Here is a 12,281-nt window from a genome sequence, read left to right on the forward strand (position 1 = left end):
TTCGTTCAGGGTAGTAATGGAAACACTGACCTTCACCAGATTGCTTTCGCTCAATGCCTTTAGAAAATCTAAATCCCTTAATATCAGACTGTTTTTGGTGATCATACCAACGGGGTTTTGGTATTTTATCAAAACCTTAAGCAGTTGCCGGGTTATTTTCAGTTTTCTTTCAATGGGCTGATAACAATCCGTGTTGCCCGATAACATAATGGGTGCGGGTTTCCATGATTTCTTCAAAAACTCCTTTTCCAATAGCCTGGGCGCTTCGGGTTTAACGATGATTTTACTTTCAAAATCCATTCCCGCGCTGAATCCCCAGTATTCATGCGAATTTCTGGCATAACAATATATGCACCCATGCTCGCATCCCTGATATGGATTCATAGAAAAACCAAAGTATAAATCAGGGCTATCAACCTTGTTGATTATTTTTTTGGGGTACTCGTAGTAAATTTTGGTTGACTTGTTCAGTGTGTCTATCTCATCGATGCCTTCCGGGTGCTCATGAACATATTCATGGATCAAAAATTTATTTCTGGCATTGAATTGCGCACCCCGGCCTTTTATATAATCGCCTTCCATATTTACTAAATTAATTAGTAAATATGGAAAATACTAATATAATTAGTTTTAATTTACTCTTTTGATTGAGCCACCACTGTTGGCACGGACATAAGTCTTATCGGGATTACCCTTATACCTGATCGATCCGGCACTGTTGGCCCTGGCATCAATTCGCTTGCTGGCCTGTACTTTGGCCTTGCCTGCGCTGCTCACCGAGGCCGAAACCTCCTCGCATTTAAGGTCATAGGCATCAAGGTGGCCTGCACTGGATATATCGATATCCTGATAACGGGCGGTACCAACGATGGTAAGTTTTCCTGAACTGGATACTTCGATTTCCAGTTCATCAACTTCAATGTCCAACTCTCCATTGCCTGCACTGCTCACATCGATTTCCAGTTCATCACTTTGAATCGGGCCTTTTGAGTAAACCTGGGCTGCGGAACTAATTGAAATACCATTAATATCCTTGTAAGTCAGATGGACTACTACATCGATGTTCTTCCTCCTGTTCCGGTCAAGCCTGATTTTCAACGTTCTGCCGCCAACTTCGGTTAAAACATCCCTGGTATCGATTCCCTCTGTCTCAATCACACAACTTTCTGTGGCCCCCTTTTCAACATGTACCTTGATCGCCTGTCCTACACTGATTTTGCTGAAAGGCGACAACTCTCTGGTTTCTTTGCTCTGGGCCCAGGATACCACGGTAATAAGACAAATTATTAAGCTAAATGGAAGTTTTTTCATGGTAATCATTGTTAGTTTTTATCTCAATGATGCCGTTTTTTGAAAAAAGTTGCATCTATCGCAACAAGAAAAATAATTGGCTGTAAAGAACTTGCATTTTTTATAATTTCATGAAGTTATTTCCTAATTTTAGGCACTTAATTTTAACTGTTTACTCTTAATTAAAATCATTGATATGGCACTAAATATTGGCGATACAGCCCCCTCATTTACCCTATTCGACACAGATAAAAACCAGGTTAAATTGGAAGACTATCATGGTAAAAATCTTGTTGTTCTATTTTTTCCCGCGGCCTTTACCAGCGTATGTACCACTGAGTTGTGCAGTATGAGAGACAACATCGGTGACTACAATTCATTAAATGCCGAAGTGGTGGCTATTTCTATAGATACACCTTTTACCTTAGGTAAATTCAAAGAAGAACAGAATTTGAATTTTCCCTTGCTCTCTGATTTCAACAAAGAAGTATCCAAAGCCTATGGGGCACAATATGATGAATTTGTGCTCGGCATGAAAGGAGTAGCCAAAAGATCTGCCTTTGTCATTGACTCGCAGGGAAAGATCAAATATGCGGAAGTATTGGAAGATGCCACAAAGTTACCCGATTTCGAAGCCGTGAAGGCAACAATTTCCTGATTGAACAGTCAGGTAAAATCAATGACTCCTGACCGGTAAATTTCATATGGAAATTGTCAATATTTTTGGTGGTATTCTGGTTTTATCAGCGATTTTTGCTTATCTGAACCAGCGTTATTTTAAATTGCCTACCACTATTAGCCTGATGATTGCAGGCTTGCTTTTGTCATTTTTGGTTCAGGCTTTAGGTGCTTTTTCACCTGCCTTTCAGGAAAGTGTAACACTTATGCTGGCGAGGCTGGATTTCACCGAATTTCTGTTGGAATTCCTGCTCAGCTTTTTGCTGTTTGCCGGGGCTATGCACACGGATCTTGATCATTTGAAGACGTTTAAATGGCCTATTCTGAGCTTTGCCACCATCGGGGTATTAATGTCGACATTTCTGATCGGCACCTTATTGTATTATTTAATGATGTTGATAGGTACCCCGGTTCAATACATTTATTGCCTGTTGTTTGGCGCTTTAATTTCCCCAACTGATCCGATTGCAGTTCTGGGCATTTTGAAAAAGGCGAAGGCACCTGAATCTTTGGAGATTAAGATTACAGGGGAATCACTGTTTAATGATGGTGTTGGGGTAGTGATCTTTCTGACAGTATTTAAAATTGCAAAAAGCGGGCTGGAGAACATACATTTTTCGGAAGTAGCCCACCTGTTGGCTACTGAGATTTTGGGTGGGGTCGGCCTGGGCTTCCTGATCGGTTATGCAGGCTACAAAATGATGAAAACCCTCGATCATTACCAGACCGAGGTTTTGATAACACTTGCTATTGTTATGGGAGGATACAGCCTGGCTACTTACCTGCATTTTTCAGGCCCACTCGCCATGGTGGTAGCTGGTTTGTTTATTGGTAATCAGGGTGTTGAAAGGGCGATGTCCCAACTGACACGCGATTATGTGCAAAAGTTCTGGGAAATGATCGATGAGATCCTGAATGCGGTATTGTTCGTTTTGATAGGGTTGGAGCTGATCCTGATCCCATTTGATATCAGTTATGTTATCATTGGTTTAATTGTTACCGCGATCGTTTTAATGGTTCGATATTTTTCACTGGCCTTTCCATCTTATTTATTGAATTTCAGAAAAACATTTGCCCCCAATGCCTTGTTGATTATGACCTGGGGAGGCTTACGGGGAGGCATCTCTATTGCTTTGGCTTTGTCTCTGCAAGCTGAGATGGAAAAAGACTTTATTGTGGCCATTACCTATACAGTCGTCCTGTTCTCCCTGATAATCCAGGGACTTACCATAGAAAAAATGGTAAAAAGACTAAGCGCAGATTAAATGAGTTATCTCAGTTTTCCCGGCAGAAAAATATGTAATCGATCCTGGGTGGCTCGACATCGAGCGATCTGAGTAAGTGAACAATCTGAGCCCGGTGATGTGTGCTGTGATTGATAACATGGATTACAATATCTGTCAGGCCGGTTTCATACGATTGACCCTTGGTGTTTTGATAGGCAATAACCTCTTCAAATGAGGTCAGATTATATTCCTGAAGAAATTTTATCCAGTCTTCGGAGCTTTTGTGGGTCAGTTCAATGAGATCCAGCAATTTTTTGGTCTCCCATAAAACCAGATTTCGGGAGGAAATATTATTAATCCTGTTCAACCAAACATTCTGGGCAATTATAAGATGGTTGTATAGGGTAAGGATCTGTTCTTCATTGACTTTGTTTTTTTGTAAGCATAATAAAAGTTTTTGATTTGCCCAATCGTTGTATTTGAACAACCCTAAAAAATGATCTTTCATTGGTTTGCATGCATTTTAATTTGAGACGCCTTGTAAGCAATGACTGCTAGAGGAATGACCCAGGCGATATCGTTCATTATTATATGAAAAAGAAACCTTTTGGTAACCTGTTGATCCATAATATCGAAGTAGAACCAAATCGGGCCAATAATCTTTGATAATACACCTATTATAATGAAATACCAAAATTTTTTGGGATAAAGTGCGCTTACGAAATATAGTAAGGCAAACAATAGTATGCCAAGTCCCTGGTACTCTATCACTTCCGGAGTTGTATCATTGGTTTGGGTCACCCAATGGTAAAAAGAATCAGAGAAATTGTATATAAATATTCCCCAGGCCAGGTTGTATATTGCGGCTAGTAGCAGTACCCCTCTCATCCATGGGTACACCTCTGGCCTTATTGCATCGGGGGGTGTGTCCATTCGTAATTTTTAACCAAAATTAGCTTATAATTTAAATAATTTTATACTTAATTTTACCTCAAAATAAAAACGAAGTAATATGTTAGCTGAAACAATCATTGCCAGCGGGGCCAATACTTTCATCTGGATTGTTGCCATTATTATAGGTTTTGTGGCCGCTCTGGGATTTATCGACCACAGGAACGAGAAAAAAGCCTGACTATCAGGTTTTTTTCGTTCCTGTAAATATTTTTGCTCAATCTTGCCAGGGATTAGTAGCCCATACCGTCAATTCGGGGGTAAAGCCCCTGTCATCCATTTCAAGTGTGCTGACGATGCTATGTGCGATTTCCTTGCTTCTTAGTTTTTTTATCTCTTCACCCCTTTCTATTCTTTCTTCGCTGTTAAAAGCTGTTGTCACTTCACTCGGATTAACGAGCATCACCCGTACATTATGCTTCCTGAGCTCAGCCTGCCAGCATTCTGTCATGCCTCGCAGTGCAAATTTGGAGGAGGCATAGATGGTACCTCTTTCAAATCCTTTTTTTGCTGCGGTGGAGCCAATATTAATGATGTTGCCATAACGTTGATTTTTAAAAATCTCGGCAGCCACCTGGGCCATCAACGCTGCTCCAAAAACATTGACCCGGTATACTTCTTCAAAATCTTCTAGGGTAATATCAGAAAGATGAGGAAAATGTCCGATTCCTGCGTTGTTTATCAGACAATCCAGACCTCCTAAATAATCCATGGCCTCCTGGTAGGTTCTTTTGATATCAACCATATTGCTCACATCGGCAACTACCGGAAATGCACCTGTTTCTTTCACCGCTGCCCTTAACCTTTTTTCATCCCGGCCGGTAATCACAACTTTAGCACCTTTATCCACCAAAAGTTTTGCCGTAGCTTTGCCAATTCCCAGACTTCCACCGGTAATTATGATTCTACTGTCTGTTATTTTCATTTGATTCAGTTTAATGTTTACTTCGATTTGAATATAACGGAAATTACAAAAAATTGATCGGTAATCCGGCCGAAACCCTCTGTTTACATCCTAAAAAAACAGCCTTACATTCGACCATAGGTTGCCGCGATTGATGGGATCGAACCTCAAATTTAAATAACTTTATACCACATTGTGCGGGCGTCTGTGGCTGTTGCACAACGTTTTCGGCACAAAGAGTCACAGAGTTACGCAACAGCGCTACTTCCGTCCGCAAAGCAAAACAGCACTTCAGTTATGTGAAAGTGCCAAGTTTACCTCCCGGTAAATTCACAACAAAATAACCTGTCTGATAATATCTTTGCCTACTTCCCGGTCGAAGATCTCAATGATTTTAGCTTTTGAAAGGCTAAGTTCATTTTTTAGCGGGGCCGAGCTGACCTGAATAAAAAGCTTTTTGTCTTTAATAAATAATCTGGTGGTTCGTGAGGCGATAGATTTACCCATCAATCTATCCCAGGATTCTATCAATCGTGCTTCGTCAAATTTATGTTGTAATCGATAGACATTCAATAGATCCCTGATTGCCTCACCAACCGTGGAGGTATTTGATTTTCTTTGATTGATAGGATCATTTCTCCTGTATTTCATGCTGTGTTGTAAAAGTTCAGGTGTTGATAATCGTGATTGCTCATTAAATATAAGCAAAGTTATGGTTTATTTGCGTTTATACATGCGTAATATTCCTGATTAATCCTTTTGGCAAATGAGTCAAAAAATTACCACCTTTGTGGTGGAAGCTGCTTACGGGAAACCCAAGAAATAAAACGGACGGTCATGCAAAACACTTATGGCATCAATGTCCCGGCCAATTCCGGAGGCCGGACACCATCAGTTTACAAAGTAAACAAGGCAGAGGAAAAAAAAGCCATTGCCAGGCAAGAAGCGATGGGTATGATTGAAAACCGGATTGATCATGAAAAAACCATCCATTATTTGGTAGAGGCCGGATATTCATCACAAGATGCCAGTGAACTGGTAGCTGGGCTGGAGGCTGAAAAGGAAAGGCTGAGCATACAAAAAGGGCAAAAAAAGGTTTTTTTCGGTGGGCTTTGGATGGTATTTGGTATAATGATTGCCTTATTGTCGTACTACATAATCGATGTCAATGCGGGTTTTGTGGTATCGGGAGTAGTCATATTATTCGGTGTTATGCAGGTCTTAAAAGGCTTGGCTGTTGGTTCAGGTTGATTTGCGTACGGTTCCTTTTTCAACCAGAAATATGTCCATATCTTCCCGCAAATCCTGAAAAATGGCAGTTGTTCTCTCAGGACGGGCATCTGTCACGAAAATCTGGCCGAATCTGCCTTCTTTAAGCATCAGCATCAGCTTATTGATGCGGAGATCATCGAGTTTATCAAAAATATCATCCAGCAACAGCAAAGGCTTAAATCCTTTAATTTCCCTGACAATATCGTATTGTGCCAGCTTTAAAGCGATCACAAAGGATTTTTGCTGCCCTTGTGATCCGAATTTTTTTAGGGGATGATTTTCAATATTAAATATATAATCATCTTTATGTATGCCCAGCCCGGTGCGTGTTAAGACCAGGTCTTTATTTAAATTATTTTTGAAACGAGTTTCAAAATCCGTATGATCGAGATCCGAGGTATAAATGATGGCAGTGCGTTCCTTTTCATCGGTAAGCGTCTTATAATGCCAGTCAAATATCGGTACAAAAGTGTCGGTAAACCTGTTTCTTTCCCGGTGTATTTCCTTGCCCAGTTCTAAAATGATTTGGTTGTATGGGTTTAGCAAATCTTCATCGGTACTTCCGGCGTCTGCAAATTGTTTCAACAAGGCATTTCTTTGCTTTAGCCCGTGATTATACTGGATTAAATGGCTTAAATAGGTGGGGTTTACCTGTGAAATTACGCTGTCAAAGAACTTTCTTCTTGCCTCACTACCACCTCTGATCATGTCCGTATCATGAGGATTGATAAGCACCAGGGGAAACTTACCGATGTGTTCACTGATTTTTTCATAGGGTTTTTGATTTAGTTTTACCACCTTCTTCTGTTTTTGCCGCAGGCTGCACCCGACAGTGTATTCCCTGGAGTCTATCTGGAACCGACCCCTTATGGCAAAGTAGTTTTCGTCATGTTGTATGTTCTGACTGTCTATGGGGTTAAAAGCACTTTTTGTTAATGACAGGTAATGGATGGCGTCAAGCAGATTGGTTTTGCCACTTCCGTTTTCGCCCACGAAGCAGTTAATTTCCTTGGGGAATTGAAGTTCCAGCGTCTGGTAGTTTTTAAAGTGTTGTAAGCTTATATTTTCCAGATGCATTAATAGCTTTTAGAATGTTTTTGTTTAATTTGCAGTAGGGAGTAATTACACCCCCCATTTCAAAATATAAAATATTAATTCCATGGCGGTAGCGAAATCGAAAACACCCACAAAGACGAAGCCCAATGGCAAAGCCAAAGCAAATGTAAAATCTAAAGGAAACTTTTCAAAAGAGACTTACATGCAATGGTATGAAAGCATGTTGCTGATGAGGAAGTTTGAGGAGAAGGCGGGGCAGTTGTATGGTCAGCAGAAAATCAAGGGATTTTGCCATTTGTATATTGGACAGGAGGCCTGTGCCGCAGGTGCGGTCTCAGCGCTGATGAAAGGAGACAAGTACATCACTGCCTACCGCGATCACGCCAATCCAATCGCCTTAGGCACCGATCCAAGACGGGTTATGGCGGAGCTTTTTGCCAGGGAAACCGGGGTTTCAAAGGGAAAAGGTGGCTCTATGCATATGTTCGATAAGGAGAATCATTTTTTTGGTGGTCATGGAATTGTAGGGGGGCAGATACCACTTGGTGCCGGCATTGCGTTTGCGGAAAAATACAATAAAACAGACAATATTTGTATCACTTACATGGGTGATGGAGCTGTCCGCCAGGGGGCTTTTCATGAAGCCTTGAATCTTGCCATGACCTATAAGCTGCCGGTGATATTTGTCATAGAAAATAACGGATATGCCATGGGTACTTCGGTAGAAAGAACTTCCAATGTCACCGAATTGTATACGTTGGGAGAGTCATATGATATGCCATCAAAGCCTGTAGATGCGATGTCTGTCGAAGAGGTTCACCTTGCCATAGCCGAAGCTGCGGACAGGGCCAGGAGTGGCGAAGGTCCTTCGCTGCTGGAGTTACGGACTTACCGGTATAAAGGCCATTCTATGTCAGATCCTGCAAAGTACCGGACTAAGGAAGAGGTGGAGTCCTACAAGGAAAGAGATCCTATCGAGCAAGTAAAATCCACCATTTTAAAGAAAAAAATAGCTACGGAAGCGGAACTGGCAAAGATTGACGAGCAAATTAAAGCCATCATAGCCGATTGTGTAAAATTTGCCGAGGAGTCGAAATTCCCCGATCCTTCTGAGGCTTTTCATGACGTTTACGAGCAACCGGATTATCCGTTTATTAAGGAGTGATGCCTTCAAGGAAATGTTGAAAAAAACCAGTAAGTCGGATTACACCGGTGCTATTCTTTATATTGCCTTCATCTGCTCTATGGATAATATGTAATAATCCGCTGAATGGAGATGTTTTATTGATTTTATTTTTTTAACTTTGCGACCTAAATTTTTCAAGATGGCGACAAAGAAGAAAATAAAAAAGAAACCGGAAAGGGAATTGCTGGAAAACCCGGAGGTTTTGGCAGAGAAACTGTCAAACACCGAGCAGTGGATAGAGGAGCATAAAAACCCGGTTTTTTCCGTGTTGGCAGTTATCGTTTTGGTTATAGGTGGAGTTTTGTTTTACAGATATTATAATGCCAACCAAAATAATCTGGCTCAAAGTGAAATGTTCCAGGCGCAGTACTGGTTTGAAGCAGACAGCCTCAATCTTGCCTTAAATGGTGACGGTAACAACTACGGGTTTCTTGAAATCATTGATAATTACGGCTCCACCAAAGCGGCCAACCTTGCTCACTTTTACGCCGGTGTCTGTTACATCAAGAATGGAGATTTTGATAGTGCCATTGAATACCTGAGTGAATTTGATGCTGACGACAAGCTGGTACAGGCCAGGGCATATGCTTTAATAGGTGATGCTTATATGGAAAAAGGGGAATTTGATAACGCGGTTACCTTTTATAACAGGGCTGTGGACCATCACCCCAATGAATTCTTCACACCGCAATATTTGATGAAAGAGGCATTAGCCTATGAGAAACTGGAAAACTTTGAAAGGGCCGTGGCGTCTTACGATGAAATAATTAACAAATTTTCCAAATCTGCTGAAATTCAAAACGCCCGAAAACAGCGGGCCAGGATCGCAGGTAAAGCATCGAAGTGAGCGCTGAAAAGGAAACTGTGAAGGGGATAAAGCTTTGATGTTTTATCCCTTTTTTTATTAATACTTAATGGCATACATGGCAACTGCTAACAAAAATTTAAGCGAATATACAGGTAAAAATCTTGTCAACATCAGTGATAAAAAGTTTGCTGTTATTGTCTCGGAATGGAATGAAAAAGTCACAGAGGCATTATTTGAGGGGGCTAAATCAACACTGTTGAAGGAAGGGGCAACAGCGGAAAATATTATTCGCAAAAATGTACCTGGCAGTTTTGAGCTCACCCTGGGGGCACAGTGGATGGCCCAAAGAGAAGAGATTGATGCCGTGATTTGTTTGGGCTGTGTGATTCAGGGAGAAACCAGGCATTTTGAGTTTATTTGCCAGACAGTAGCGCTGGGCATCACGGAGGTAGGCCTGAAATTTAATAAACCTGTAATCTTTGGAGTACTTACTCCTGATAATGAACAACAAGCCCTGGACAGAGCTGGCGGAAAACATGGCAATAAAGGCGACGAAGCAGCCATTACTGCTATTAAGATGCTAGGATTTTAATCGTTTTTGCTGTTTAACTTGTTTATAATCATCTGAGTCATGAAAGTCTTAAAATTCGGAGGAACTTCGCTGGGAAAACCTGACAGGATGCATCATGTAGCATCCCTGATTACAAATGATGATGTTCCGAAGCTGGTGGTTCTTTCGGCGATTGCCGGAACAACCAATGCTTTGGTTAATATTGACCAGGCACTGGGCGCCGATGAAAAAGAAAAGGCCGCGGAGTTGATCGATGACCTTTACGCACATTACCAGGGATTCATTCAGAATCTTTATCAGCATACCGATGCCCTTGAAAAGGGCAATACGGTTATAAAAGAACACTTTGATCTGATAAGAAGCTTCCCGGATCAGGCTTATCAGCCACAATTTGAAAAGGACATACTGGCCCGGGGAGAGTTGCTTTCAACTCAATTGTTTACTATTTATCTGAAAGAAAAGGGTATAAGCGTACGGTTATTGCCTGCCCTGGATTTTATGTCAATCGATGTCCATCAGGAACCCGATATTGAGGCGATTGAACACAAGTTAAAAGCACTGATATCTGCCAATAAGGGGTGTGGTTTGTTTATAACCCAGGGTTATATTTGTTTGAATCATCAGGGAAATATAGATAACCTGAAGCGTGGAGGTAGTGATTACACTGCCAGTTTAATCGGGGCGGCGCTTAAGGCGGAAGAAGTGCAGATATGGACGGATATAGATGGTATGCACAATAACGACCCCAGAATCGTAGAAAAGACATTTCCTGTATCCAGGTTGTCTTTTGATGAAGCAGCAGAGTTAAGCTACTTTGGCGCCAAAATACTGCATCCGGCATCTATTTGGCCGGTGCAGAAATACAATATTCCGGTCCGGTTGCTGAATACGATGCAACCCGATGCCCCCGGCACCTTTATCAGCAAGTCTACCAGCGAAGATGAAATCAAGGCCATTGCGGCAAAAGATGGTATTGTGGCCATAAAAATTAAGTCGAGCCGTATGTTGCTGGCTTATGGATTTTTGAGAAAAGTGTTTGAGGTTTTTGAAAAGTATCGTACGCCGATCGATATGATTACTACCTCAGAAGTAGCCGTATCGCTGACGATCGACGATAGTACTAATTTGCAGGAGCTCCACCGGGAGTTACGGGCTTTTGGTAAAGTGGAAATTGACCGTGATCAAACTATCATTTGCATAGTAGGGGCGAAGGTTTCTGAGAACAGAGGTGTGGTCAGAAAGGTTTTTGACTCTATCGATCGCGTGCCTATAAGGATGATTTCTTTTGGAGGAAGTAAAAACAATATCTCTTTTTTAATAGATACAAAATTTAAAAAGGCAGTGCTTGATCGACTGAATATCGGACTGTTCAGCATTGATTTGATCGAGTAATTCTGGCCATGGTTTTGGCTGAAGATTGCCGGAAATACTTATCTTTTCTTTAATTTGTATGGTCCCATGAAAATAATTGACCTGTCAAAAACAGTACAATTTAATAAAGCTGACCCCTGGTTTATGAGGATCAAGCTGAAAAATTTCCCTCATAAAAAAAGTGTGTTTTTGATTCGCTATTTTCTGAATTTACCCAAATCTTTGTTCCCAAAAAAATTCCAGGGATGGGCTGATGATAAAATTGTCAACATGGGCGTACATGCCACCACACATATCGATGCGCCATGGCATTACGGTCCGGTAGTAGCTGGAAAAAAGGCCAAAACCATTGATGAAATACCACTTGAATGGCTTTTCGGACCCGGGGTTGTCATCAATGTGTCGCATAAAAATGACTTTGAAGAAATTACTGTTGCGGATATTGAGGAAGATCTTGAAAAAACCGGAACACAAATACATGAAGGAAACATCGTGTTAATCCGTACCGACCGGGATCAATTGCAGGGGCAAGACTATGTGAATAAAGGGTTGGGGATGAGCAAGGAAGCGACTGAGTGGCTCATAGACAAAGGTGTAAAGGTAATGGGCATAGATCAGTGGGGTTTTGATCTGCCACTGAGATATCAGGCAAAAAGGGCCAGAGAAACCCAAAATCCTGAATTATTCTGGCAGGCTCATTTGGTAGGTCTGGAAAAAGAATATCTCCATATGGAACAGTTAACGAATTTAAAGGTGCTGCCTCCAAATGGTTTTAAAGTAGCCGTGTTTCCGCTAAAATTAAAAAATGCCTCTGCTGCACCGGCCAGGGTGGTTGCTATTTTTGAGGATTGATTTAATTAGGGCATCCTTGAAAATTTCTAATTTTCTGTTTTTCAGGGACTTAACTTAGGCCATCCCGGAAAATTTATAAATTTCTGTTTTTCAGCGTCTTAACTTGTTGCTAACAA

At 41.3% G+C, this 12,281-nt stretch carries 15 protein-coding genes; 8 read left to right on the forward strand and 7 right to left on the reverse strand.

Annotation, left to right across the window (positions count from 1 at the left end; genetic code table 11):
• The coding region (locus tag AC04NP_RS29505) for a radical SAM protein (protein WP_482863692.1) at window positions 1-582 on the reverse strand (582 nt) is incomplete at its 3' end.
• Between the two features lie 48 nt (window positions 583-630).
• The gene (locus tag AC04NP_RS29510) at window positions 631-1,311 is read right to left on the reverse strand and encodes a head GIN domain-containing protein (RefSeq protein ID WP_482863693.1); all 681 of its coding nucleotides are present in this window, start codon (window positions 1,309-1,311) and stop codon (window positions 631-633) included.
• Between the two features lie 175 nt (window positions 1,312-1,486).
• Here AC04NP_RS29510 and AC04NP_RS29515 point away from each other — a divergent pair, with 175 nt between their 5' ends.
• A complete protein-coding gene (locus AC04NP_RS29515; protein WP_482863694.1) occupies window positions 1,487-1,948 on the forward strand; it encodes a redoxin domain-containing protein in 462 nt (153 codons plus the stop codon).
• Window positions 1,949-1,994: 46 nt separating this feature from the next.
• Window positions 1,995-3,233, forward strand: coding sequence for a cation:proton antiporter (locus AC04NP_RS29520; RefSeq protein ID WP_482863695.1), 1,239 nt, complete (start codon window positions 1,995-1,997; stop codon window positions 3,231-3,233).
• Between the two features lie 10 nt (window positions 3,234-3,243).
• On the opposite strand, the gene AC04NP_RS29525 is transcribed toward AC04NP_RS29520, so the two are convergent.
• The 4 genes from AC04NP_RS29525 to AC04NP_RS29540 all read right to left on the reverse strand — a co-directional run bounded on the left by AC04NP_RS29525 (window position 3,244) and on the right by AC04NP_RS29540 (window position 5,700).
• Window positions 3,244-3,702: a DinB family protein gene (locus AC04NP_RS29525; protein WP_482863696.1), complete on the reverse strand. Its 459-nt coding sequence runs from the start codon at window positions 3,700-3,702 to the stop codon at window positions 3,244-3,246.
• Window positions 3,699-4,127 (reverse strand): hypothetical protein, encoded by a 429-nt coding sequence (locus AC04NP_RS29530; RefSeq protein ID WP_482863697.1) that lies wholly within the window; start codon window positions 4,125-4,127, stop codon window positions 3,699-3,701. The genes AC04NP_RS29525 and AC04NP_RS29530 overlap by 4 nt, the downstream gene beginning before the upstream one ends.
• 235 nt (window positions 4,128-4,362) lie before the next feature.
• Complete coding sequence (locus AC04NP_RS29535; protein ID WP_482863698.1) at window positions 4,363-5,070, reverse strand: SDR family oxidoreductase; 708 nt, start codon at window positions 5,068-5,070, stop codon at window positions 4,363-4,365.
• Window positions 5,071-5,379: 309 nt separating this feature from the next.
• The gene (locus AC04NP_RS29540) at window positions 5,380-5,700 is read right to left on the reverse strand and encodes a DciA family protein (RefSeq protein ID WP_482863699.1); all 321 of its coding nucleotides are present in this window, start codon (window positions 5,698-5,700) and stop codon (window positions 5,380-5,382) included.
• Between the two features lie 186 nt (window positions 5,701-5,886).
• Between AC04NP_RS29540 and AC04NP_RS29545 the strand changes: the two genes are divergently transcribed.
• Window positions 5,887-6,300: a hypothetical protein gene (locus AC04NP_RS29545; RefSeq protein WP_482863700.1), complete on the forward strand. Its 414-nt coding sequence runs from the start codon at window positions 5,887-5,889 to the stop codon at window positions 6,298-6,300.
• Here AC04NP_RS29545 and recF read toward each other — a convergent pair.
• Window positions 6,292-7,398: a DNA replication/repair protein RecF gene (gene recF / locus AC04NP_RS29550; RefSeq protein WP_482863701.1), complete on the reverse strand. Its 1,107-nt coding sequence runs from the start codon at window positions 7,396-7,398 to the stop codon at window positions 6,292-6,294. The two genes, AC04NP_RS29545 and recF, sit on opposite strands and share 9 nt — an antisense overlap.
• Window positions 7,399-7,480: 82 nt before the next feature.
• On the opposite strand from recF, the gene pdhA reads away from it, so the two are divergent.
• The 5 genes from pdhA to AC04NP_RS29575 all read left to right on the forward strand — a co-directional run bounded on the left by pdhA (window position 7,481) and on the right by AC04NP_RS29575 (window position 12,165).
• Window positions 7,481-8,542 (forward strand): pyruvate dehydrogenase (acetyl-transferring) E1 component subunit alpha, encoded by a 1,062-nt coding sequence (gene pdhA / locus AC04NP_RS29555; RefSeq protein WP_482863702.1) that lies wholly within the window; start codon window positions 7,481-7,483, stop codon window positions 8,540-8,542.
• 160 nt (window positions 8,543-8,702) lie between these two features.
• Window positions 8,703-9,410 carry a tetratricopeptide repeat protein gene (locus AC04NP_RS29560; RefSeq protein WP_482863703.1) on the forward strand — a complete coding sequence of 236 codons (708 nt, stop codon included), beginning with the start codon at window positions 8,703-8,705 and terminating at the stop codon, window positions 9,408-9,410.
• Between the two features lie 76 nt (window positions 9,411-9,486).
• Complete coding sequence (gene ribH / locus AC04NP_RS29565) at window positions 9,487-9,963, forward strand: 6,7-dimethyl-8-ribityllumazine synthase (RefSeq protein WP_482863704.1); 477 nt, start codon at window positions 9,487-9,489, stop codon at window positions 9,961-9,963.
• Between the two features lie 39 nt (window positions 9,964-10,002).
• Window positions 10,003-11,334, forward strand: a complete 1,332-nt coding sequence (locus AC04NP_RS29570; RefSeq protein ID WP_482863705.1) for an aspartate kinase — start codon at window positions 10,003-10,005, stop codon at window positions 11,332-11,334.
• Between the two features lie 66 nt (window positions 11,335-11,400).
• Window positions 11,401-12,165 (forward strand): cyclase family protein, encoded by a 765-nt coding sequence (locus AC04NP_RS29575; RefSeq protein WP_482863707.1) that lies wholly within the window; start codon window positions 11,401-11,403, stop codon window positions 12,163-12,165.
• The last annotated feature ends 116 nt before the right edge of the window (window positions 12,166-12,281 follow it).

This window comes from Agaribacillus sp. DX54 (genome assembly GCF_056858335.1).

Coding starts and splice junctions, on each gene's coding strand:
- recF (WP_482863701.1), bottom strand. CDS start 7,398: ATGCATCTGGAAAATATAAGCTTACAACACTTTAAAAACTACCAGACG.
- pdhA (WP_482863702.1), top strand. CDS start 7,481: ATGGCGGTAGCGAAATCGAAAACACCCACAAAGACGAAGCCCAATGGC.
- AC04NP_RS29525 (WP_482863696.1), bottom strand. CDS start 3,702: ATGAAAGATCATTTTTTAGGGTTGTTCAAATACAACGATTGGGCAAAT.
- AC04NP_RS29530 (WP_482863697.1), bottom strand. CDS start 4,127: ATGGACACACCCCCCGATGCAATAAGGCCAGAGGTGTACCCATGGATG.
- AC04NP_RS29515 (WP_482863694.1), top strand. CDS start 1,487: ATGGCACTAAATATTGGCGATACAGCCCCCTCATTTACCCTATTCGAC.
- AC04NP_RS29540 (WP_482863699.1), bottom strand. CDS start 5,700: ATGAAATACAGGAGAAATGATCCTATCAATCAAAGAAAATCAAATACC.
- AC04NP_RS29570 (WP_482863705.1), top strand. CDS start 10,003: ATGAAAGTCTTAAAATTCGGAGGAACTTCGCTGGGAAAACCTGACAGG.
- AC04NP_RS29575 (WP_482863707.1), top strand. CDS start 11,401: ATGAAAATAATTGACCTGTCAAAAACAGTACAATTTAATAAAGCTGAC.
- AC04NP_RS29510 (WP_482863693.1), bottom strand. CDS start 1,311: ATGAAAAAACTTCCATTTAGCTTAATAATTTGTCTTATTACCGTGGTA.
- AC04NP_RS29535 (WP_482863698.1), bottom strand. CDS start 5,070: ATGAAAATAACAGACAGTAGAATCATAATTACCGGTGGAAGTCTGGGA.
- AC04NP_RS29560 (WP_482863703.1), top strand. CDS start 8,703: ATGGCGACAAAGAAGAAAATAAAAAAGAAACCGGAAAGGGAATTGCTG.
- AC04NP_RS29520 (WP_482863695.1), top strand. CDS start 1,995: ATGGAAATTGTCAATATTTTTGGTGGTATTCTGGTTTTATCAGCGATT.
- ribH (WP_482863704.1), top strand. CDS start 9,487: ATGGCAACTGCTAACAAAAATTTAAGCGAATATACAGGTAAAAATCTT.
- AC04NP_RS29545 (WP_482863700.1), top strand. CDS start 5,887: ATGCAAAACACTTATGGCATCAATGTCCCGGCCAATTCCGGAGGCCGG.